The 25,102-nt window shown below is 45.8% G+C and carries 15 protein-coding genes; 11 read left to right on the top strand and 4 right to left on the bottom strand.

The window, feature by feature from the left end; genetic code table 11:
- The 3 genes from arcB to IHV80_RS02510 form a co-directional block, all read right to left on the bottom strand.
- On the bottom strand, window positions 1–2,334 hold the full coding sequence (gene arcB, locus IHV80_RS02520; protein WP_192889969.1) for an aerobic respiration two-component sensor histidine kinase ArcB: 2,334 nt from the start codon (window positions 2,332–2,334) through the stop codon (window positions 1–3).
- 152 nt (window positions 2,335–2,486) lie between these two features.
- Window positions 2,487–4,238 (bottom strand): sensor domain-containing diguanylate cyclase, encoded by a 1,752-nt coding sequence (locus IHV80_RS02515; protein WP_192889968.1) that lies wholly within the window; start codon window positions 4,236–4,238, stop codon window positions 2,487–2,489.
- A 92-nt stretch (window positions 4,239–4,330) separates the two neighbouring features.
- On the bottom strand, window positions 4,331–5,284 hold the full coding sequence (locus IHV80_RS02510; protein ID WP_192889967.1) for a TIGR01212 family radical SAM protein: 954 nt from the start codon (window positions 5,282–5,284) through the stop codon (window positions 4,331–4,333).
- A 530-nt stretch (window positions 5,285–5,814) separates the two neighbouring features.
- On the opposite strand from IHV80_RS02510, the gene gltB (IHV80_RS02505) reads away from it, so the two are divergent.
- From gltB (IHV80_RS02505) to IHV80_RS02455, 11 genes are all read left to right on the top strand, one after another.
- The gene (gene gltB / locus IHV80_RS02505) at window positions 5,815–10,362 is read left to right on the top strand and encodes a glutamate synthase large subunit (RefSeq protein ID WP_192889966.1); all 4,548 of its coding nucleotides are present in this window, start codon (window positions 5,815–5,817) and stop codon (window positions 10,360–10,362) included.
- A complete protein-coding gene (locus IHV80_RS02500) occupies window positions 10,362–11,831 on the top strand; it encodes a glutamate synthase subunit beta (RefSeq protein ID WP_192889965.1) in 1,470 nt (489 codons plus the stop codon). Before gltB (IHV80_RS02505) ends, IHV80_RS02500 begins: the two co-directional genes overlap by 1 nt.
- Before the next feature lie 430 nt (window positions 11,832–12,261).
- Window positions 12,262–16,725, top strand: a complete 4,464-nt coding sequence (gene gltB, locus IHV80_RS02495) for a glutamate synthase large subunit (RefSeq protein WP_192889964.1) — start codon at window positions 12,262–12,264, stop codon at window positions 16,723–16,725.
- Between the two features lie 16 nt (window positions 16,726–16,741).
- Window positions 16,742–18,154, top strand: coding sequence for an FAD-dependent oxidoreductase (locus IHV80_RS02490; protein WP_192889963.1), 1,413 nt, complete (start codon window positions 16,742–16,744; stop codon window positions 18,152–18,154).
- A 459-nt stretch (window positions 18,155–18,613) separates the two neighbouring features.
- Window positions 18,614–19,042 carry a DUF1499 domain-containing protein gene (locus IHV80_RS02485; RefSeq protein WP_192889962.1) on the top strand — a complete coding sequence of 143 codons (429 nt, stop codon included), beginning with the start codon at window positions 18,614–18,616 and terminating at the stop codon, window positions 19,040–19,042.
- 127 nt (window positions 19,043–19,169) lie between these two features.
- Entirely contained in the window at window positions 19,170–19,865 is a 696-nt protein-coding gene (gene mtnN, locus IHV80_RS02480) for a 5'-methylthioadenosine/S-adenosylhomocysteine nucleosidase (protein ID WP_192889961.1), read from the top strand.
- A gap of 10 nt (window positions 19,866–19,875) precedes the next feature.
- The gene (locus IHV80_RS02475; RefSeq protein ID WP_192889960.1) at window positions 19,876–20,829 is read left to right on the top strand and encodes a cobalamin biosynthesis family protein; all 954 of its coding nucleotides are present in this window, start codon (window positions 19,876–19,878) and stop codon (window positions 20,827–20,829) included.
- Between the two features lies 1 nt (window position 20,830).
- Window positions 20,831–21,691 carry a vitamin B12 ABC transporter substrate-binding protein BtuF gene (gene btuF, locus IHV80_RS02470; RefSeq protein ID WP_192889959.1) on the top strand — a complete coding sequence of 287 codons (861 nt, stop codon included), beginning with the start codon at window positions 20,831–20,833 and terminating at the stop codon, window positions 21,689–21,691.
- 74 nt (window positions 21,692–21,765) lie between these two features.
- Window positions 21,766–22,383: a TRIC cation channel family protein gene (locus IHV80_RS02465; protein WP_017106808.1), complete on the top strand. Its 618-nt coding sequence runs from the start codon at window positions 21,766–21,768 to the stop codon at window positions 22,381–22,383.
- Between the two features lie 251 nt (window positions 22,384–22,634).
- The gene (locus IHV80_RS02460) at window positions 22,635–23,216 is read left to right on the top strand and encodes a flavodoxin family protein (protein WP_192889958.1); all 582 of its coding nucleotides are present in this window, start codon (window positions 22,635–22,637) and stop codon (window positions 23,214–23,216) included.
- Window positions 23,217–23,346: 130 nt separating this feature from the next.
- Entirely contained in the window at window positions 23,347–24,192 is an 846-nt protein-coding gene (locus IHV80_RS02455; protein ID WP_192889957.1) for a LysR family transcriptional regulator, read from the top strand.
- On the opposite strand, the gene IHV80_RS02450 is transcribed toward IHV80_RS02455, so the two are convergent.
- Window positions 24,143–24,922: a TSUP family transporter gene (locus IHV80_RS02450; RefSeq protein ID WP_192889956.1), complete on the bottom strand. Its 780-nt coding sequence runs from the start codon at window positions 24,920–24,922 to the stop codon at window positions 24,143–24,145. The genes IHV80_RS02455 and IHV80_RS02450 overlap by 50 nt on opposite strands.
- Window positions 24,923–25,102: the final 180 nt, after the last annotated feature.

Raw genomic sequence — 25,102 nt, 5'->3', positions numbered from 1 at the left:
CTACCTTTGATTTAACCAACTCTTTAAGACTTCAATGTCATTTTGGTATTCGTTATTAATTTCATCAACCCAATCTGAAATATTCTCCCACCAAGCAGGCATATCTGGTGATTGAGCTTTCTGAGCAACTTGCTGGATACGCTTCAAGCCAATTGAACCTGCGGCACCTTTGATCTTATGTGCTTCAGAAACGATGCTAGCTTGATCTTTTGCGACCATGTTGGAATTCAATATTTCCATATACTCCGGCATCATATCTTCAAACATCACGATGCTATCCAAAACCGGTTTCGGCCCAACAATGTCAACATAAGACTCTAGCATATCAATATCAAGCAAAGTGGTGTCAATCGAAGAAACAACCGGTTTAATAACCTCTACTTTTTCTATCACTTCAGGTTTGTTCTCGATAAATTTGGATATCACGTCTTGGATGGCTTTCACCGACAGCGGTTTGCTGATCGCTTCATCCATCCCTTTTTGCAGATACTCTTGTTTGTTATTTAAGACATTGGCCGTTAAGGCGACTAAAGGTGGCAGCTTGCTGTATTTCTCTCGGTAGTACTGAGCAATATCGAAACCTGTCATATCTGGCAGTTGGATATCCAGCAACACCAAATCATAGTCTTCTGGATGGAAAACGATTTGTGCCTCTTGTCCTGTCATCACCACCGTGACTTCATGGCCTAAGCTTTCAAGCAGAGAACGAGCAACCGTAATGTTAAGTTCAATATCTTCGACCATGAAGATCTTAAGGTTCGACTGCTTTCTTGGCGTCTTAATCAGAGCCTGAGTATCGTGATTCGCAGGCACACGAATAGAAACCGTGAAGGTACTGCCGAAGCCCTCTTCACTGGTAACGTCAATGTCGCCGTCCATCATATTGATCAGTTGCTTCGATACTGCAAGGCCAATACCAGTGCCCACCGCATGCAGATTGTCAGAGCCAGACTTCACCTGATAGTACATCGCGAAAATTTTATCGACTTCACTTTCAGGAATGCCTATTCCTGTATCTTCGACTTCCATGGTAATGTCGGCAAAGTCACCATCGATATCAGCACTGACCGTCATCACCACACCGCCGTCTTTGGTGAACTTCATGGCATTGCTGACCAAGTTCCACAGCACTTGTCTTAGGCGTGTGCCATCGACTTTAACTGAGGTTGGTAAGTCCGATAACCTTTCCAGGTCGAATCGTAAGCCTTTCTGTTCTGCCATCAGAGCGGAGATACTCTCCATCTCGGCAACGAAATCTTCGAAGTTGATCGGGGTTGGCAGCAACTCTAGTTTACGGCGATCAAATTTATCCATATCGATAATATCGTTAAAGATATTACCCAGCGTCACCGCACTCACCTTAATGGTTTGCATGTGTTTGCGCTGTTCAGTGGTCAACTGGCTATCCAACAACATTCGGCTCAAGCCGATGATGCCATTAAGTGGTGTTCTTAGTTCATGACTAATAGTTGAGATAAAGGTGGTCTTATCGCGACTGGCTTTCTCTAGTGATTCTTGGTGCTCTTTACGCTCGGTAATATCGCGACCAAAGCCCACTAAGCCCAGATGGCGGCCATCTTTACTGTAGAAAGGCACTTTACGTAGCTCGAAGTAGCTCTTACGACCATCAGGGTATTCCAACCATTGGTCATAGGTCAGTGCCTGATTGTCGGCAAAAACCTTCTTATCGGTTTCAATAACCTGTTGAGCGATCTCTTTGCTATAGACATCCCAAGGAGTTAAGCCCACCAAGTCTTTCTCAGTTTTCCCCGTCAACTCTTCAACCGCACGGTTACAACCTGAGAAAACACCATCTTCATTACGATAATAAATGAGGTCGGGAGAAGCATCGATAAATGAGCGCAGCAGTGCGGTGCGTTCAGCCAATTCAAGCTGAGTACGTTCACGTTGAAACACCTCATTTTCAAGGTCGTGCATCGCTTCAGCACGTGCTTCTTCTGCTTTTTCACGCTCTTCAATTTCTTGATTCAGCTTCTCAATATTGAGCTGGAGCTTGTTATTGAGTTCTTGATCACGCTCACGCATGTCGCCAAGCTTAGAGACTAACTTGGCCAACCTTTGACGAGATTCTTCAAGTTGATCAACAACCACAGAAAGGAAATAAACAGCCCAAGGGGTAATCACCAGACCAAAGAAAACGGAGCGGACAATATCGATATCATCAACATTACCTTTGAGTGCTAGGGTGATCCCAACTTGCACAACAACAGCTAGGGCAACAAGCGCTAGGGCGAGTAAGATAGAAAAGCGGACAATCCCCAGTTTTACGAGTAGATCGACGTAATACTGGGCAAGATTTTTCATGGGTTTCATTTAGCGCTCCATGCGATAAGACTAGCAACATTCTACCCTGTTTGGTGATAGGAGGTAAGCTAGCTACATCACATGCAGCAAGAGAGTCGTAGCAATATTGCCGTTAACCAATCAAAATTAGATAGGTTAACGAAAAGAAGAAATTAACTGACTTAGCGTATAGAAGATGGATGGACACTTGATTGATTTCGGCCATCAGACTTCGCTTGATAGAGCGCGCTATCTGCCAATGCGACCGCCGACTCCATTTCATCATTCGGTGTCGGTATGTAAGAGATGATACCGATACTTACCGTCACGAGTTCAGAAACTGCCGAGTCTTCATGTTCGATACCGAGCTTTTGCACTTCCTCATGAATGCGCTTTGCCACCAGCAGAGCACCGTCAGCTGTCGTATTCGGCAGAATAAAGCCAAACTCTTCACCGCCGTAGCGAGCCACACAATCCGATGAACGATTCAGCACTTGCTTGAATGCTTGAGAAACCTGAACGAGTGCATCATCACCTTGTTGGTGCCCATAAAAGTCGTTGTAGCCTTTAAAGAAGTCGATATCACACAGCATAATGGTCAGTGGCAACTTCTCTTGCACATGGTAATGCCACAGTGTCGATAGCTGCTCATCAAAGCGACGTCGATTTGATACTTGAGTTAAGCTGTCCATGAAGCTCAAACGTTCAAGTTCAAGGTTCGCTTCTTCAAGCTTCTGCTCTGCTAAATAACGCTCGGTGATGTCACGCGCCATGATCAACACACCATTGGTACTCGAAGCCGGATCTCTAAACGGTGATTTCACTACATCATACCAAGTGAACTCGCCATCACTAGAAACCACCTTATCGATGTAACGCAGCGATTTACCTTGATGAAGCACTTGCTGATCCGTATCAGAAAGACGCAAGTACATGCTATTAGGCACCACATCTTGCAAGCGCTTGCCCACTAAATCCGACACTTCAGAGATACCAAGCGCCGCCACAAATGGCTTATTACACGCTTGATACACCATGTTTTCATTGAAGATACCAATGGAGTCAGGGCTCGCTTCTAAGATATTTTGTAAGATGGTGTCACGCTGAGCAAGAGCCACTTCGGTATCTTTACGCCTTTCCATCTCACCACGCAGTTTCTGCTGCATGTCATGCCAGTCGGTCACGTCATGACTGATAGAAAGCGTTCCTATGGTTTCACCATCTTGAGACAGTAAAACACTTTGATATGTTTCGAGCAGGCAACTTTTGCCATCTTGATCCGTGGTCCAAGAGCGCTCACTCACACGCCCTTTCAACGCACCACCAGAAACACTCAAGGTGCCTTCTTCTGGGCGGCCATGCCAAAACTTCTTAAAAGATCGATTACTCGCAACCAATTCACCCTTTGGATCTTTCACGTAGATCAACTCTGATAAAGAGTCTAAGGCAGTACGTGAGACATTTAACTCACGCACTTCTTGGGAATATTCTTCGTCGGTATTTTTATAAGGGGCAGCATGGATCATCCACGCGCTTTTACTTCTAAAAACGATCCGACGACCAACCAGATTCACTTTGAAGAATTCGAACTCTGAAAGCGCCCAAAGCGAAAGCTGTTCAAACGCTCGAGAATTGCGATGATTGGTCAGGTAGTGGCGAAAGCTATTTTCACTTTCAATGGTAGGAAAGCGGAAATTGATACCAATCTGACGAATACCGAGCAACTGCATCGCTTGACGATTGGCATATAAGATTTCACCATTTCGGATGTCGACAAAGTAGAGTGGTGATGGCGTAGCAAGTAGAAGTTTTTCTATATGTAACTGATAACGAGAATAAAGGTGCCAGCAGATGAGACCAATGAGCAACATGATCACGATATAAATACCGTACCCATAAGCCCTGTCCCACAACCAAGTCATAACCAGTTCCATTTACTCTCAATCTATACCATCAATTCTGTGAGGGAAATGTTACCACTAATTATAGGGATTATCTGCTGTTACCTACTTTCTGCTCAAATCTATCAATTACCGCTGTTTAATACAGGTAATGTGTACTTAAATTCAGCGCCCGTTTCGATGCCTTGAGCGCCCGTTTTGTCTAACGAACGGCCAATTTCTGTCATCGCTAACCAGCGGTTTTCACACCATAAAGGAGAGAGCAGTGTTGGACGTCGCGCGGCAGAAGAAACTCGGTGATAAACCACATGAGCAGGCGTGCGTTGGATAATTGCACTGGCGATATCAATGTACTCCTCCAACGTTGGCGCCTCGAGCTTGCCAGCTTTCCACGCCTTAGCCATGGTGCTGCCCTCTACAATATGCAGTCCATGCAATTTGATACCATCGGTGCCAACGGCAAGTACTTTGTTTAAAGTTTCAAGATTATCGGCTTTGGTTTCCTTCGGCAGGCCAACAATAAGGTGGGTACACACCTTGATTCCTAAAGCACGTGCACGTTGGGTTATCGTTTCATACACCGCAAAATCATGGCCACGATTAATACGCTTCAATGTTTTGTCGTTTGCAGTTTGTAAGCCTAACTCAAGCCATATTTCATAGCCTTGCTCCACATAACCCGCCAGCAGTTCCAACACCGAATCTGGAACACAATCAGGTCTTGTTCCGACACACAAACCAACAATGTCAGCACCCGGTGCTCTAAGCGCTTCTTCATACATATTCTTGAGCACTTGTACTTCAGCATAAGTGCTGGTGTAAGCCTGAAAGTAAGCAAGATACTTTTTGGCTCGGGCAATTTCACCCGCACGATCTTTTAGCTGATCAGCAATACTTTGAATCTGAGTTTGTTCGTCGGCAAATGAAGCGACATTACAGAAAGTACACCCACCACGGCCTATTGTTCCGTCGCGATTTGGACAGCTAAAGCCACCGTGCAGTGTCAGTTTATGAACCTTCTCGCCATAACGGCGCTGAAGGTCTTGGCCGATAGTATTAACCAACTCGTGTAATTGCATATTTTGAAAGTGCTCAAGTAAATAAGAATGAATATCAGTCTATTTCTGAAAAAAAATTACATCCCTGCAAAATTCAACCAATTAGTTTACTCAAGGCCTTTTGCGAGCAACCTATCAAATATCAATAAACATGCAAAAAATCGGCTCTATTTGCCTAATGTTGCACATTTGTTAGACATTAAATTCAAAATAAAACGAAAAAAATGGTCTACATGGGTCAACTTTCATTGCAATTCGCCTAGACAAAATTGTAGGATACTTACACATATTGGCTATTTTTGTGTATTTACTTACAACGAAAACTTGTTAATAAGTCGGTGATATCCATATCCCACCTATATAAACCACTAGTTTGTGGCTAAAAATAAACGGATATCACTAAGGATTGTTTTTCTCGCAATACTTTTCCTGCGAGATACGGAAAGGATTCAAACCGCCAGCATAGGCAGGTTTAGACCCATAAATATAAAAGGACAAGGCTAACTTTATACAAATAAGTTGCGCCTAGATTTAACTGGAAGGATGTATCTATGGTAGATCAAGAGCAGAACTCACAGGGTCTGTATACTCCTGAACTGGAGCATGACGCTTGTGGTATCGGTTTTGTTGCGCATCTAAAGAATCGCAAATCTCATGATGTAGTAACTCAAGCACTCGATATGCTTGCACGTATGGAACACCGTGGCGGCCAAGGCTGCGACCCGTGTTCTGGTGATGGTGCAGGTATCCTGCTACAGAAGCCGCACGAATTCTTACTAGAAGAAGCCGTTAAGCTTGGAATTAAACTGCCATCTTTTGAAAAATATGGTGTTGGTGTTGTACTTTTCCCTAAAGATGAATACAAACGTGCTCAGTGTCGCGACATTTTAGAGCGCAATGCACAACGCCTTGAGTTAGAAGTTATCGGCTACCGTGAACTTCCAACGGACAATTCAATGATTGGTGCTGACCCACTAAGCACTGAACCTCAATTTGAACACGTATTTATCTCTGGCGGCCCTGGTACTACACCAGAAGAGCTTGAACGCAAACTGTATGTTCTACGTAACTACACTGTTCGTGTATGCCTAGAAAGCGTGTCAAACATTGGTGATGACTTCTACATCAACTCTATGTCTTACAAGACATTGGTGTACAAAGGTCAGCTAACAACAGAACAAGTTCCTCAGTACTTCCTAGATCTGCAAAACCCAACCATGGTGACAGCTCTAGCACTTGTACACTCTCGTTTTTCTACCAATACATTCCCACGTTGGCGTCTAGCTCAGCCTTTCCGTTACATTGCGCATAATGGCGAAATCAATACGGTTCGCGGCAACCTAAACTGGATGAAAGCACGTGAAGCAATCCTTGAATCGGATCTGTTCACACAAGCTGAAATCGACATGCTACTGCCTATCTGTCAGGAAGGTAGCTCGGATTCATCAAACTTCGATATGGCACTTGAGCTTCTAGTTCTGTCTGGTCGTACTCTGCCACACGCATTGATGATGATGATCCCGGAAGCATGGCAAGAAAACAAAAACATGGATCCAACTCGTCGCGCGTTCTACCAGTACCACGCGAACGTAATGGAACCATGGGATGGCCCAGCTTCTGTCTGCTTCACTGATGGTGTTCAAGTAGGTGCAACACTTGACCGTAATGGTCTGCGCCCTTCTCGCTATACAGTGACCAAAGACGACTTCCTAGTGATGGCGTCTGAATCTGGCGTAGTTGAAATCGCACCAGAGAACGTTGAATACCGTGGTCGTCTACAGCCTGGTCGTATCTTCGTTGCTGACCTTGAGCAAGGCCGCATCATTTCTGATGAAGAAGTGAAAGACGGCATCGCTAAATCGCAACCTTACGAGAAATGGGTTGAAGAGAACCTTCTGAGCTTGAAAAAGCTACCCGATGCGAGCAACGAATTTAACCAACCTTCTCCAGAGAAGCTTCTACACAAACAACAATCGTTTGGTGTGAGCTCTGAAGAAGTAAACGAAATCATTCTCCCTCTTGCAAAAACAGGCTACGAGCCACTTTCTGCAATGGGTGCTGACTGGCCGCTAGCGATTCTTTCTCACCAATCGCAGCACCTTTCAAACTACTTCAAGCAGCTGTTTGCTCAAGTAACTAACCCGCCAATCGATCCGATTCGTGAGCGTATGGTTATGTCTCTGAACACTTACCTAGGTAAAGATCAGAACTTACTTGCTGAAACACCTGAACACTGTCAAAAAGTAGAACTTGAGTCTCCAGTTCTGTCTAACTCTGAGTTAGAAAAACTTCGTGCTATCGATAATGAGCACCTTCAATCGAAGACGCTGGATATCGTATTCCAAGCGAACGGAGACCAAGGAAAGTTAGAGCGCGCACTTAAGCGGATCTGCCAATATGCGGAAGATGCGGTTATTGATGGTTACTCTATCATTCTACTGACTGACCGTGCGGTTAACTCAAACCACGCAGCTATCCCAGCAATGCTGGCGGTTGGCGCTGTTCACCACCACCTAATCCGTAAAGGTTTACGTGCTAAGTGTGACATCGTGGTTGAAACGGGTGACGCGCGCGAAACGCACCACTTCGCAACCTTAATCGGTTACGGTGCAAACGCAGTTAACCCATACCTAGTTATCGAAACGATTGTTGAACTGCAACGTACTAAGAAGCTAGATCCAAACGTTCACCCACGTGAGTTATTCGATAACTACCGTAAAGGTGTTAACGGCGGTCTACTGAAGATCTTCTCGAAGATGGGTATCTCTACGCTGCAGTCTTACCACGGCGCTCAAATCTTTGAAGCTCTTGGTATCAGCAAATCAGTGGTTGAAAAATACTTCACAGGGACGGTTTCTCGTATCCAAGGTCTAACGATCGATGATATCGCACGCGAAGTCCTAGTACGTCACCGTGTTGGTTATCCTGCTCGTGAAATCCCAGCACAGATTCTTGATGTTGGTGGTGTTTACCAGTGGAAACAACGTGGTGAGAAGCACTTATTCAACCCAGAAACGATTTCTCTACTTCAAGAATCGACGCGTAACAAAGATTACGGTCAATTCAAAAAGTACGCGAACGCCGTTGATGCTCAAGGCGACAACGCAGCGACACTACGTAGCCAACTTGATTTCATTAAGAACCCAGCAGGCTCTATTCCTCTAGCGGAAGTAGAACCTATCGAGAAAATCCTTAAGCGTTTCGCAACGGGTGCTATGAGTTTTGGTTCAATCTCACATGAGGCTCACTCAACACTGGCTGTTGCAATGAACCGCATTGGCGCAAAATCAAACTCAGGTGAAGGTGGTGAAGATCCAGCACGTTTCGAGCGTAAAGAAAACGGTGACTGGGAGCGTTCAGCAATCAAACAGGTGGCTTCCGGTCGCTTTGGTGTAACGTCTTACTACCTATCTAACGCTGATGAGCTGCAAATCAAAATGGCTCAAGGTGCGAAACCTGGCGAAGGTGGTCAGCTACCAGGTGATAAGGTTGATGATTGGATCGGTGCAACACGTCACTCGACTCCGGGCGTAGGTCTTATCTCTCCACCACCACACCATGATATCTACTCAATCGAAGATTTGGCTCAGCTGATCTACGATCTGAAAAACGCGAACCGTAATGGCCGTGTCAACGTGAAACTAGTATCGGAAGCTGGCGTAGGTACGATTGCATCAGGTGTAGCGAAAGCGAAAGCTGACGTAGTACTTATCGCAGGTTTTGATGGTGGTACGGGTGCATCTCCGATGTCTTCTATCCGTCACACAGGTCTGCCTTGGGAACTGGGTCTAGCAGAAACTCACCAAACACTACTGAAAAACGGCCTACGTAACCGTATCGTTGTTCAGTCTGATGGTCAGATGAAAACACCACGTGACCTTGCAGTCGCAACGCTACTTGGCGCTGAAGAATGGGGCGTAGCAACCGCCGCTCTAGTTGTTGAAGGCTGTATCATGATGCGTAAGTGTCACAAGAATACATGTCCTGTTGGTATCGCAACACAGAACAAAACTCTTCGTGAGCGTTTCGACGGCCGTGTAGAAGACGTAGTAACGTTCTTCCAATACATGGCTGAAGGCTTACGTGAAGTAATGGCTGAACTTGGCTTCCGTTCTATCGACGAAATGGTTGGTCAATCACACAAACTTAAAGTTCGTGATGACATCGGTCACTGGAAATACAAGAACCTAGATCTAACACCGGTACTGCACATTGAGCAGGCTCGTGCTGAAGATGGTATCTACAACCAGACAAAACAAAATCATAATCTTGAAGACGTTCTAGACCGTAAATTGATTCAGGCTGCAATCCCAGCGCTTGAGAAAGGCGAAGCGGTTACCGCTCAGTTCCCTATTATCAACACGGACCGTTCAGCAGGCACGATGCTGTCGAACGAAATCTCGAAGGTTTACAAAGACCAAGGTTTACCACAGCCAATGAACGTTAAGTTCCACGGTAGTGCAGGTCAATCGTTCGGTGCATTCCTTGCTAAAGGCGTGAAGTTCGAAGTAGAAGGTGACGCGAACGATTACTGGGGTAAAGGTCTGTCTGGCGGTACTTTGGTACTGTACCCAGATGCGAAATCTACTATCGTTGCGGAAGATAACATCGTGGTTGGTAACGTATGTTTCTACGGTGCAACCTCAGGTGAATCTTTCATTCGCGGTATGGCTGGCGAACGTTTCTGTGTTCGTAACTCTGGTGCAAAGGTTGTTGTTGAAGGTGTTGGTGACCACGGTTGTGAATACATGACAGGTGGCGCGGCAATTATCCTTGGTTCAACAGGCCGTAACTTTGCTGCAGGTATGAGTGGCGGTGTCGCTTATGTTTGGGATAAAGCAGGCGACTTCGAAACCAAGCTCAACGCAGAACTTGTCGACCTAGATCCAATTGAACAAGAAGATAAAGATCTTCTACTAGATATGCTAACTAAGCATGTTGAATTCACAGGAAGTGAAGTTGCTCAGTCTTTCCTAGACAACTTTGAAGCAAGTGTTGCATCACTGATTAAAGTCATGCCACGTGACTACAAAGCGGTTCTTAAAAAGCGTAAAGCTGAAGCACAACAGGCACAAACGGAAGAAGTGGAGGCAGTATAATGGGTAAGCCTACTGGATTTTTAGAACACGGTCGTGAGCTTCCAAAGAAGCTCGACCCGTCAGTTCGAATTGAAGACAATAAAGAGTTCATACTTAACGAAGAGTTTGGTGAAAAGATCAATACTCAAGCCTCTCGTTGTATGGACTGTGGCGTACCTTTCTGTCACAGCGGTTGTCCGATTGGTAACATCATCCCAGAATTCAATGATGCGGTTTACCGTGACAGCTGGGAAGAAGCTTGGAACATTCTAAGCTCTACCAACAACTTCCCTGAATTTACAGGTCGTGTGTGTCCTGCTCCTTGTGAAAGCGCTTGTGTTCTTGGTATCAACCAAGACCCAATCACTATCTGTAATATCGAGAAAACAATTGTAGAAACTGCGTACCGTGAAGGGTACGCAAAGCCTAAAGTACCTCGCTCTCGTACAGGAAAAACAGTAGCCGTGATCGGTTCAGGCCCTGCAGGTCTAGCCGCTGCTGAGCAACTAAACAGTGCAGGTCACTCTGTGACGGTATTTGAACGTGACGAGAAAGTGGGTGGCCTACTGCGTTTCGGTATCCCAGATTTCAAACTTGGTATGGACGTGATTGATCGTAAGATCAACCTAATGGCTGAAGCTGGCGTTGAGTTTAAAGTGAACCAACACATCGGTGTTGATGTTAATGCTCAACAGCTACGCCAAGAATTTGATGTGGTATTGCTAACGGGTGGTTCTACGGTTCCACGCGATTTACCAATCCCAGGTCGTGAGCTGAAAGGCGTTCACTTTGCCATGGAATTCCTTGGTCAAAACAACCGCCGTGCCAACGACTTAGACCTTAAAACAGAAGAGCTTCACGCTAAAGATAAGCACATTGTGGTTATCGGTGGTGGTGATACAGGTTCTGACTGTGTGGGCACATCAAACCGTCATAAAGCAGCAAGCATTACTCAGGTTGAGATCATGCCGATCCCACCAGAGAAGCGCCCTGCCAATATGCCTTGGCCTCAATACCCAATGATCATGAAGACCACCACTTCTCACGAAGAAGGTTGTGAACGTCATTGGAACATCCTGACTAAAGAGTTCATCTCTGACGATAGCGGTAATGTAACCGGACTTCGCATTGCTGACATCGTTTGGCAAGATGCGAAACCAGGTGAACGTCCAGGTTTTGATGAAGTAGCAAACTCTGAACGTGTTATCCCTTGTGACATGGCATTCTTAGCAATGGGCTTCTTACACCCTGAACCAACAGGTGTACTGGCTCAGCTAGACATTAAACTTGATGAGCGCGGCAACGTGGCCTCTGAAGGTTATGCGACGAACCAGAAAGGCGTTTTCGCTGCTGGTGACATGCGTACTGGCCAGTCTCTAGTTGTACGTTGTATCAATGAAGGTCGTGAATGTGCAATTGCCATTGATGACTTCTTAATGGGTAACTCAAACTTAGAAGCGAAAGCTGATTCACTCATGCTTTCCGCATAATATTTCTCGGGCTAACGTCGTTGACGTTGGCCTAGGGAAAAAGCAACACCCTTCCTAACTTTTATATTTGGCTAGCACTCGATGCTAGCCTTTTTTCTATCTGGCCTTTAACTCTTTCTCAATCACCCCTGCTATATATGTTAAATCCCGTTAACATCTAGCTTTTATATCTCATTGATCTTCATCGACTATTTTAGATTATTACGTGGCTAATCGCGTTTACACATGATAATTAACCATGAACTTGACCTTAAACACAATTAGCTATACGTTGTAAAGCTGATGAAAATAAAACCAATCGGTTTTGTTAACACAACCAATAACGTTTTAGCTAGCTAAAAACAAACTATAAGTTCAAAAAAAATAACAAGTACATGAATAGTTAGTCATTTACTGTCTGGATGACAGCGAAGCAAAAGGGAGAATTGCAATGGCTCTATATGATCCTAGTCTTGAAAAAGACAACTGTGGATTTGGTTTAATAGCGCAAATGGAAGGCCAACCTAGTCATAAGTTGGTACGAACTGCTATTTCAGCCCTCGATCGCATGACACACCGTGGTGGTATCGCCGCGGATGGTAAAACAGGAGATGGCTGTGGCTTATTGCTACAGAAGCCCGACTCTTATCTCAGAATTATTGCTGAAGAGAATAACTTCAAGCTCGGCAAGCAATATGCTGTCGGCATGATTTTCTTCAGCCAAGATCCAATCAAAGCGCAATCAGCGCAAGACATCGTCAATAAAGAGCTCGCTCAAGAGACTTTAACCATAGCTGGCTGGCGTGTCGTGCCAACCAACACCGATGTTTTAGGCCCAATCGCCAAAGATTCTGTTCCCAATATTCAACAAGTGTTTATCTCGGCTCCCGCAGGTTGGCGTGAACGTGATATTGAACGACGCCTTTATATCGCTCGTCGTAGAATTGAAAAGCAGATCACCGAAGACAAAGATTTTTATATTTGTAGCCTGTCAACTCAAGTAATGGTCTACAAAGGCTTGTGTATGCCCGCCGATCTTCCGCGATTTTACCTCGATCTTGCTGACTTACGTATGGAATCAGCCATATGTCTGTTCCACCAGCGCTTTTCAACCAACACGCAACCTCGCTGGCCACTAGCTCAACCATTTCGCTACTTGGCGCACAATGGTGAGATCAATACCATTGAAGGCAACCGTCAGTGGGCCAAGGCTCGTGCCTATAAATTCTCTTCACCGTTGCTGCCAGACTTACAAACAGCCGCACCTTTTGTGAATGAGACAGGATCTGACTCCTCAAGCTTAGACAACATGCTCGACCTATTCCTTGCCGGTGGTATGGATGTGTTCCGAGCGATGCGTATGCTTGTACCGCCCGCTTGGCAAAACCACCCAGACATGGATCCTGATCTTCGTGCCTTTTACGATTTCAACTCCAAACATATGGAACCATGGGATGGCCCTGCGGGTATCGTACTTTCAGATGGTCGTTATGCTGCGTGTAACCTAGACAGAAACGGCTTACGCCCTGCTCGTTATGTGATCACTAAAGATAACTTGATCACCTTGGCATCCGAAGTTGGTATCTGGAACTATGCGCCAGACGAAGTGGCAGAGAAAGGACGCGTCGGCCCTGGTGAATTGCTTGTTATTGATACTCGTCGCGGTAAGCTATGGCAATCAAACGAGATCGACAATGATCTTAAAAGCCGTCACCCATATAAACAGTGGATGGATAAGAACGTTCACAAATTAACACCGTTTTCCGCACTAGCAGATGACCAAGTAGGTAAGCGTAATTTTGATGACGACACCCTAAAGACCTATCAAAAACAGTTTGCGATGAGCAACGAAGAGTCAGACCAAGTACTGCGTGTACTCGGTGACATGGGACAAGAAGCCGTCGGTTCTATGGGCGACGATACGCCTATGGCTGTACTGTCTTCGAAAGAGCGCCTCATTACCGACTATTTCCGTCAGAAGTTTGCTCAAGTAACCAATCCACCGATTGACCCTTTGCGTGAAAAACACGTTATGTCTCTGGCAACCAGTATCGGCCAAGAGATGAATGTGTTCTGTGAAACCGATGGGCATGCTTACCGTGTGACTTTTGATTCACCCGTTCTGCTTTATTCTGATATGCAGCAACTTCTGCAATTAAATCAAAAGCATTATGGCCATGCGATTCTTAGCATGCACTATGACCCAGCAGAAAAAGATCTCGAACAAGCCATCAACGACTTGTGTGATCGTGCAGTTCAAGAAGTACGTGACGGCGCCGTTTTAGTTGTGCTTTCAGACAAAGGTTTAGAGAAAGGTAAGATCCCAGTACCAGCAGCCATGGCGGTCGGTGCGGTGCAAACTCGACTTGCAGACACCAACCTACGTTGTGATGCCAACATAGTAGTTGAAACAGCAACCGCACGTGACCCACACCAATTTGCAGTACTGCTTGGCTTCGGTGCTACCGCGGTTTACCCGTATCTCGCTTATGAAGCTCTGGGCAAAATGTTGGACGATGGTTCATTAGATAAAGACTATCGCACTGCATTACAAAATTACCAAAACGGCATCAACAAAGGTCTTTATAAGATCATGTCGAAGATGGGTATCTCGACGATTGCTTCTTATCGTTGCTCGCAATTATTTGAAGCGGTAGGTTTACATACCGATGTTGTTGATTTGTGCTTCCGTGGCGTAACTACTCGCATCCAAGGCGCTAGTTTTAGCGATTTCCAGCAAGATATCTATAACTTATCGCGTAAGGCATGGACTAAACGTAAACCACTGGAACATGGTGGCTTACTCAAATACGTACATGGCGGCGAATACCACGCCTACAACCCAGACGTGGTCAGTACCTTACAAACAGCCGTAAAAACAGGCGAAACATCCGACTACCAATCTTTTGCCAAGCAAGTTAATGCTCGTCCTGCAGCTATGCTGCGCGACTTAATGAGCCTCAAAAAAGCCGAACAACCTCTGCCATTAGAACAAGTAGAGCCAAATAGCGATCTCTTTAAGCGATTCGACTCGGCAGCGATGTCGATTGGTGCTCTAAGTCCAGAAGCTCATGAAGCGCTGGCCATGGCGATGAACCGCTTAGGTGGCTATTCTAACTCTGGTGAAGGCGGTGAAGATCCACGACGTTTTGGTACCGACCGTAACTCACGCATCAAACAGATTGCGTCAGGCCGTTTTGGTGTAACGCCACATTACTTAACCAATGCGGATGTTCTACAAATCAAAGTTGCACAAGGGGCGAAACCCGGCGAAGGTGGTCAACTGCCAGGTCATAAAGTCACAGCAGAAATCGCTAAGCTGAGATACTCAGTTCAAGGCGTAACACTGATCTCCCCTCCTCCACATCACGATATCTACTCTATCGAGGATCTGGCACAGCTGATTTTCGACCTTAAACAAGTAAACCCTAAAGCCTTGGTTTCAGTGAAGTTAGTATCTGAACCTGGTGTAGGAACCATTGCCACAGGTGTAGCAAAAGCCTATGCCGACTTGATTACTATTTCTGGTTACGACGGTGGTACCGCGGCAAGCCCACTGACCTCGGTGAAATACGCAGGCTGTCCTTGGGAACTTGGCTTAGCTGAAACTCAACAAGCATTAGTCGCCAACGGGCTTCGTCATAAGATCCGCCTACAGGTCGATGGTGGTTTAAAAACCGGCCTCGACGTGATTAAAGGCGCGATTCTAGGCGCTGAAAGCTTTGGTTTTGGTACTGCACCAATGGTCGCAATGGGTTGTAAGTTCTTACGAATTTGCCACCTAAACAACTGTGCAACGGGGGTTGCGACTCAAGATGAAACGCTACGTCGTGAATACTTCAAAGGCCTCCCAGACATGGTAGTGAACTACTTTACTGGCCTAGCCGATGAAGTTCGCCAGTACCTTGCAGAACTTGGCGTAGAAAAACTTACAGACCTGATTGGTCGTACAGATCTACTTGAAGCAGTTCAAGGCCTTACTGCGAAACAGAGTAAACTCGATCTATCTTCAATACTCGAAGCTCCTGTGTCTCCAGAAGGTCACCCGCTGTTTTGGACCGAGCCAAACGCACCATTTGATAAGGCTCAGCTCAACCAACAAATCCTTGATGACGCACTCGATGCGATTGAGAAACGTCAATCCACCAACCTCTACTACAACGTAATCAACACCGATCGCTCAATTGGCGCTCGTATCTCTGGCGAAATTGCCAAACGCTACGGTAACCAAGGCATGGCGGGCTCACCAATTAAGTTGCACCTCGATGGTACGGCAGGCCAATCATTTGCGGTTTGGAACGCCGGTGGCGTCGAGCTGTATCTGACTGGCGATGCCAATGACTATGTCGGCAAAGGCATGGCGGGCGGCAAAGTAGTAATCAAACCTCACCAAGGCACTGCATTTGTTTGTAACGAAGCGACCATCATCGGCAATACCTGCTTGTATGGCGCTACCGGAGGCAAATTATTTGCAGCAGGCACCGCAGGTGAACGATTTGGCGTGCGTAACTCAGGAACCGTCGCAGTGATTGAAGGCGCGGGTGATAACGCTTGTGAGTATATGACAGGCGGTATTGTGGCTATTCTTGGCGCAACCGGAGTGAACTTCGGTGCCGGTATGACGGGTGGTTTTGCTTATGTCATGGATAAGAATGAAGACTTCCAAGGTCGCGTAAACAACGAATCGGTCGAAGCACTTTCTCTGTCTGAGCTATTTATCCACCAAGAACACCTACGCGGTTTGATTGCAGAGCACTTAGAAGAGACAGGCTCAGTACACGCTGAAGCGATTCTGGCGAACTTTGATGAATGGATTCCGAAGTTCTACCTAGTGAAGCCGAAGACGGCGGATCTTAACACCTTGCTCGGCCACCAAAGCCGAAGCTCTGCTGAACTTCGTGTTCAAGCGCAATAATTGGAAGGAGCCAATAATGAGCCAGAATGTATACCAATTTATTGATGTGAATCGCGTAGATCCAGCGAAGAAACCAATCAAGATTCGTAAAATTGAGTTTGTAGAGATCTACGAACCTTTTACTAAACAACAAGCCAAGGCGCAAGCTGACCGCTGTTTAGACTGTGGTAACCCTTACTGTGAGTGGAAGTGTCCAGTCCATAACTACATCCCTCAATGGCTCAAGCTTGCCAATGAAGGGCGCATTATCGAGGCGGCTGAACTGTCCCACCAAACCAACAGCTTGCCTGAGGTTTGCGGCCGAGTTTGTCCTCAAGACCGTTTGTGTGAAGGGTCTTGTACCCTCAATGAAGATTTCGGCGCAGTAACGATAGGCAATATTGAAAAGTACATTAACGACAAAGCGTTTGAGATGGGCTGGAAGCCAGACATGTCTCACGTTGAATGGACCGACAAAAAAGTCGCCATCATCGGCGCAGGTCCAGCAGGTCTTGCAGCTGCTGATATCTTAGTTCGAAATGGTGTAAAGGCCGTGGTATTTGACCGCTATCCAGAGATCGGTGGCCTTCTGACGTTTGGTATCCCATCATTCAAACTCGAGAAAGGCATCATGGAAAACCGACGCCGTATCTTTAGTGGAATGGGTGTCGAATTTAAGATGAATACCGAAGTCGGTAAAGACGTTCAACTGCAACAACTGGTCGATGACTATGATGCCGTTTTCTTAGGTGTCGGTACCTATAAAAACATGCGAGCAGGGTTAGACAATGAAGAAGCACCGGGTGTTTATGATGCGCTACCATTCCTTGTTTCCAATACCTACAAGGTCATGGAACTGGATAACCCAACACCATTCATCGACATGAAAGGCAAAAAAGTGGTCGTGCTTGGTGGTGGTGATACCGCGATGGACTGTGTCCGAACTTCGATTCGTCAACACGCAGCTAATGTTGTTTGTGCTTATCGCCGAGATGAAGCGAACATGCCAGGCTCTCGTCGCGAAGTGAAAAATGCGAAAGAAGAAGGCGTGAAGTTCATGTTCAACCTTCAACCATTAGCACTGGAAACCGACTCATCAGGTCACGTTACCGGCGTCAAAGTGGTGAAAACAGCCTTGGGTGAACCTGATGATGCAGGACGTCGTCGTCCAGAACCAGTTGAAGGCAGTGAGCATGTTCTTGAGGCTGATGCCGTAATCATGGCATTTGGTTTTCAGCCCCACGCTATGGAATGGTTAGAACCATTTGGTGTTGAACTCGACCAATGGGGCCGTATCAAAGCTCCCGGCAAACAAGAGTTTCAATACCAAACCACCAACAGCAAGATATTTGCCGGTGGTGATGCCGTTCGAGGATCTGACTTAGTGGTAACCGCTATCGATGAAGGCCGTAAAGCCGCAGAAGGGATCTTGGACTACCTAGAAGTGTGACTAGGGCGTGTTGATCTTTCGAGCTGACTTTTGCAGCGAGTTGCTGGGTATTTATACAAGGCAGAGGCGTCGATGTGTAGCTAGCCTACATGAGAAGCCGATAACGTAGTAGAAATGACCAGTAAACGCTGCCCGAAGGGTTCGAGCTGGGCGCCCCCGCAAAAAGCGTTTTACTCTTTGTTGAGGGAGATTTGCTTAGAGTGACTAGGCTACTTCCCCCTCGCCGCGATTAAAACGCTTTTATCTCGAACAAAATTTAACCACGAAAGGTCAACACGCCCTAATATAAGGTTTCCCTTATTACTCAGTTCGTTACTATAAAAAAAGGATCCAAGCATGGATCCTTTTTTCAATTCGATACGTTTGATCACAAGCCTAACGACAAATAAGTAGAACAATCGCAAAAGAACCAATATCGAGAACTATAATAACAACGAAAACAACACCATTGGAATCACGATGAAAAAAGCCGCTCTCCTCTCTCTATCTCTTTTAACTCTAACCGCTTGCAGCCAAGGAATCACGGACATGAAAGACAGAACCTCATCGCCTTGTGGTGATAAACCCAACTGTGTCTCAACTCAAGATAACCGTGAACAACATGCTCTAGCAGAGTTTGACCTCTCAGAGTCTGTAACTCTCGATCAAATTGAACAAGTTGCTCTTACCTTACCAGGCGCAAAAACTGCTAATAAAACGGAAGACTACCTACGTGTTGAATGCACCTCACGCATCATGCGTTTTGTCGATGATTTAGAGCTAAAAACAGTCGATGGAAAACTGATTGTTCGCTCTGAATCTCGTACTGGTCATTCTGATTTTGGTGTAAACCGAAAACGAGCTGAACAACTTCGCGTTAGCTTGAAAAGCGAAGGCCTAATCAAATAGATAAAAGAATACGCAGACAAATTGCTGCTATTCGGATGAGAAGTGCCTCTGGGCAGTCGCTCGACACTTCTTATCCATGCTACAATTTCGCTCTACTGTTTAAATATTATTTATTAAGAGACTACACATGAAAATCGGCATCATTGGCGCAATGGAGCAAGAAGTTGCGATCCTAAAAGCAGCAATTTCAGACATTACTGAAGTTAATAAAGGCGGTTGTACCTTTTTCTCTGGTCAGCTTAATGGTGTTGACGTTGTTTTGCTTCAATCAGGCATTGGTAAAGTAGCAGCGGCTGTTGGTACTTCAATCCTACTAAGCGAATACCAACCAGATGTAGTATTAAACACTGGCTCTGCTGGCGGTTTTGATTCAACGCTAAACCTTGGTGATGTGGTTATCTCGACTGAAGTTCGTCACCACGATGCAGACGTTACTGCTTTCGGTTACGAAATCGGCCAAATGGCAGGTCAACCTGCAGCGTTCAAGGCGGATGACACGCTGATGGCTGTTGCAGAACAAGCACTAGCACAAATGGAAGGTAAGCATGCCGTTCGCGGTCTTATCTGTACTGGCGACGCATTTGTATGTACAGCTGAACGCCAAGAGTTTATCCGTAAGCACTTCCCATCGGTGGTTGCTGTAGAGATGGAAGCATCGGCTATCGCTCAAGCTTGTCACCAATTCCAAGTACCATTCGTGGTTGTTCGTGCAATCTCTGACGTTGCAGACAAAGAATCACCAATGAGCTTCGAAGAGTTCCTGCCACTAGCAGCGCAAAGCTCTTCTGAAATGGTTATCAAGATGGTTGCCCTACTAAAGTAAGCGACTAGACATGCAAACACTGTTCGATCAGGTATTTGCAAATGGCGTGCTCCTTGTAATGTGGGGAGCACTGCTTTTTCATTTAATTTTACCTATCCCTCATGCCGCACACCCCACGACCTTATGGCATAAGTTTGCTGAACTTTTAGCAAGCAAGGTTAATAACAACCAAAACTATTCCCAAAGCTTAATCTCGGGCACCTTAGCTTGGGGGTTAATGGTCTTGCCGGCTCTGGTTATTCTATTGGCACTGCAGCCACTGGTTTGGCAATCACAACTGTTTGAATTAGCGCTGTTGTTACTCGCGATTGATTGGCGTAACAATGAAAAGCTAGCGAATCAACTGATCAAAGCACTTGGCCGAGAAGATAAAGCCGCGGCTCGCCAGTTATTGGCTCCGATTGTTAATCGTCAAACTGAATCACTGTCATCACTTGGGCTTGGTAAAGCCGCTGCTGAAACCATCATCATGGGTTACGCTCGTAATGTAGTTTGTGTGCTGTTCTGGTACGCCATCGGTGGTGGAATCGCCGCGCTAATGTATCGCCTTGTAGTCGAGTTAGCTCGAGCTTGGTCACCAAGTCGCAAGCAATTTTCCCCATTCGGCTCAACCGCTATCAAGATTGTCGCGACCCTAGAATTCATACCAATGCGCTTATTTGCTTTGATGATCGTATGTGGTGATAAGGCCACACACACGTTTAAGATGATGCTCGTTCAGAGTCGCTCTTGGCCTCTACCTGGCCCTGCATGGTTAATTACCGCTGTTGGCAACAAGCTTGAGCTTTCACTGGGCGGTCCTGCTATTTATGACAACACCAAAGCCATTCGTGCAAAATTAGGCGGCAGAATCGCTCCATCAGCCCTGCATTTATCTCAGGTTCAAAGGCTGGTTTTTGGCCGCATCGCTATCTGGATATTCTTACAAAGCCTAGTATTACTCATTATTCATCAAGGGATTTAAAGTGAAACCCTCTCAACTCGTTACACGATGTACCGCTCTCACGTTCAGTCTCAGTTTTTATTTATGGGCACCCGCTTCCCTCGCAACAGAAGTAGTAACTGCCGAGCGCGTCATCAGCCTTGCTCCTCACGCGACTGAGCTCGCCTACAGCGCAGGTTTAGGTGACAATCTTATCGCGGTTAGTGAGCGAAGTGATTATCCACCACAAGCTGACAAGCTGGAGAAAGTGGCGAATTACCAAGGCATCAAGGTTGAGAAAATCATCGCCCTGCAACCTGATCTGATTCTCGCGTGGCCAGCTGGGAATCCACCAAGAGAACTCGCGAAACTAGAGCAATTTGGATTTAACATTTACTACTCTAAAACCAAAAGCCTAGACAGCATTGCGACCAATATCGAGCAACTCAGCCAATACTCCAGTGATCCGAATATTGGAGAGAATAATGCTAAGCAATACAAAGAGCAGCTCAACAAGTTGAGACTAAAATATAAAGATGCCGAACCCGTAGACTACTTTTATCAGCTCAGTGAAAAGCCGATCATCACCGTAGCTCAAGGACACTGGCCAAGTGAGGTGTTTGAGTTTTGTGGTGGCCACAATATTTTTGAAGACAGCGCCTCTCCTTACCCACAAGTTGGCATTGAGCAAGTTGTGTTAAGGAAGCCGCAAGTGATCTTCACTTCTCAGCACGCAATTGAGAATGGAGCCATGTGGCAAACTTGGCAAGATGAGATCCCGGCGGTCGCTCAAAATCAGATTTGGTCACTCAACTCTGACTGGATAAATCGCCCAACGACGAGAACTTTGAAAGCGATCCAACAAGTATGCGATTTCTTCGATAGAGCGAGGCAAAATCACTAACTATTTGCTGCGTTTTTTCGTACAATTCGCCACCGACCTGTCCCTACAATTTCAACCATAAGAGCACCAGTATCATGGACTCCATGCTGCTTTATATTATCGATTTATTTGGCACTGCCATTTTTGCTGTCTCTGGCGTATTTGTCGCTGGCCGTCTTAAGATGGATCCCTTTGGTGTAGCCGTTTTAGGCAGTGTAACCGCGATTGGCGGCGGTACTATTCGTGACATGGCATTGGGTGCAACTCCCGTGTTTTGGATCACCGATACCACCTACCTTTGGGTCATCATCACCACCTGTTTGCTGACCATGATTATAGTAAGACGCCCAAAGCGTCTGGCTTGGTGGATCCTGCCAGTATGTGATGCGATCGGCTTAGCTGTATTTGTTGGCATTGGTGTTGAAAAAGCACTGATTTATCAAGATTCTGCATTGGTTGCTATTATCATGGGTGTGATCACAGGTTGCGGTGGCGGTATTATCCGTGACGTACTTGCTCGTGAAGTCCCGATGATCCTAAGAAGTGAAGTCTACGCGACCGCTTGTATCATTGGCGGCGCTTTCCATACCATGGCAATTAGCATGGGACACGACTCAGAAACTGCCTTTTTAGCCGGCGTGTTCACGACACTATTGATTAGGCTTGGCGCTATTCGCTGGCACTTGTCATTGCCTACCTTCGCAATCAAATAGGCTAGCGTTACAAAATAGAAATGGGCTCCGCATAGGAGCCTTTTTTATTCGCTTTCAAATCACTTATACCCTCTATTTCACCCTTCAAAGATCCCCCTCTTTCCTTACTCTCAATTTAGATAGCTGGTTAGTTCATTAGCTCATGGTTTAGTAATGTTTTTTATTTACTTATCTAGTTGGCAGGCTATATTGGTAAATAGGTTGCTTTATAAATAATTTTATTTACTAACACTGACAATAGGGAGTTCAAGATGAGCATCAGTAAAGTAGGTATTGTTTACTTCTCTAAAAATGGGTCGACGAAGCAAGTCGCTGAGACAATCGCTGAAGGTATTAACACTCAACAATCCAACTCAGCACTGCTCATTGAAGTCCTATCTTCTGAGGTAGTAGAAGGAAGATATGACAATGACGATAAGCTCAAAGTATTAGATAGCTGTGATGCGATTATCTATGGTGCTCCTACTTACATGGGCTCACCAGCCGCGCAGTTTAAAAGCTTTATGGATGCGAGCAGTGATACCTACTGTAAGAAAGCATGGCGGAATAAGCTCGCTGCAGGTTTCACTACTGGTGGTAGCCTTAACGGCGAGCAGCAACAAACTTTGTTAAGCTTTTTCACTCTGGCTTGTCAGCATGGCATGATTTGGGCGGGGCTTGATATCTCAAAGCATATCGATGATTTAGGTTTGAATCGCACAGGTTCAAGTATTGGTTTGGTCGCCAGTGATGATCAGACGGCTGATAGCACCAATAATCACATTAACAGCAATGATCTTAAAACCGCTTTCTACTTTGGCCAACGCATCGCGAGCCTAGCTAAGAGAACCTAGCTAACGTACTCACTAGCGACTAGCTTCAAAACTCCTAGCTTGTTTAATATCTATGAGTTCAAGACTAGAGAATGAATGGTGTTTAAGGTAACTTGGGTCAATCATTCCCAACTTTCATGAATATCACTAAATGTTACTCGAAGGAATCGAAACTCTATTGGTACTGAGCAAAGCAAAGACCATGAGCCGTACTGGCAGTTTGCTTTATATCAGCCAATCAGCCGTCAGCAAACGGATTGCGAATTTAGAAAAGAAGTTAGGCAAGAAACTCATAGAACCGAGTGGCCGACAGATAAAACTGACGCCGGATGCGGTCGCGCTCATCGAGAGTATAGGCCCTGCATTCAATGAACTTCGAGGGCTTATCTATGAGCAACAAGAGTTGGAAGACACCACCCTTATTACCTTAGATAGCTCTAAATCTTTGATCGCAGGTTATTTAGGGCAAATGATGGGGCAATTTATCCAGCAAGATAAATACATCACCATCACCACTAACCATACCCCAAGAATTATCGAGCGCGTTCAATCGGGCAAGGCTACATTGGGGTTGTGTGCAGGCTTACTGCCACCGCATCACGGGCTGATGACCTTTCATCTGTTTGACGAACCATTCTATATTGTCAGCCAAACGCCACTGACTAAGCTTCCTCCTTTAGTCATTACCAACGACATGACTAATCCGGCAAACTCATATCAGTTATCTGTGCTTGAAAAGTTCGGCATCAAACCCTTAATGGAGATGGATGCTTACACCGCAGCAGCCCAGCTAGCGTTGGGTGGGACAGGGCCTGCTTTGATCCCGCTCTCGATCGTAAAGACACTCAATATTGAGCCTCAATACCTGTTTAGTTTTCCGGAGCTAGAGGGGTTAATTCGACCGATTCATATCTGTGTAAGGCCAAATAGCTATCAGTCTCCACGGGTTAAAACACTGATAGAATCCATTGTTGATGCTGTTCCCAAAGCAGTTTAGAAGCCATTAACATCGACATCACGATCACAAGGGGGCGAATCCACTTCTGCCCTTTTGTCACCACTACTTTAGCGCCAAGTTGAGCGCCCATAAAGCCACCAACCGCCATCACTAATCCTAACTCCCAAATTGGCAAGCCAGCCAAAATAAAGAAGATCAGTGCAGCGATGTTCGAGGTGAAGTTCAGTACTTTGGTACGTGCCGTAGCATCCACTAAAGAGAAATGGCCGATAGCAACAAAACAGACGGTAAAAATAGAACCCGTACCTGGTCCAAAAAAGCCGTCGTAGAAGCCAACACCACCACCAATACACAAAGCAAACATCGCCTCAGAGATCTTTTGTTTTCCCTCAGACGCTCTGGTTTGTGGTGCTAATAGGAAATAGAGAGAGATGGCAATAAGCAGTAATGGGATCATGCTGGTCAGCAAGCTCGCGTCAATATGCTGCACTAACTCAGCGCCAATCGCAGAACCAATAAAGGTACAGATAATGGCAAGACGCATCTCTTTTATGTTCACGATACCGTTGCGTACGAAATACCAACTGGCGGAGAAGCTACCAAAAGAACTTTGAAGTTTGTTGGTTGCCAATGCCTGCGTTGGTGGTACTCCTGCCGCTAGCAATGCAGGTAGAGTCAACAATCCACCGCCACCAGCCATTGCATCAATAAAACCTGCCGCCGTTGCAACAACAAACAAGATAGCCAATATTTCTAGAGTGATTTCCATATACCCAACGCCTTAAATTCTCGTGTAGCGACAACTTACCACCGTGAGCAAACAATCAACAACGAAACACAAGATTGTAACCCATTCCAAATTTTCATCATTTAATTCCAACCAAATGACAGACATAAAAAAGCCCACTCCGAAGAGTGGGCTTTGAGCATTTATATCCGCTTAACAGCG

The sequence above is a fragment of the Vibrio bathopelagicus genome (genome assembly GCF_014879975.1).
Taxonomy (GTDB): Bacteria; Pseudomonadota; Gammaproteobacteria; order Enterobacterales; family Vibrionaceae; genus Vibrio; species Vibrio bathopelagicus.
Note: the sequence above shows the minus strand (reverse complement) of the source record. Positions and strands in the feature narration are given on the sequence as shown.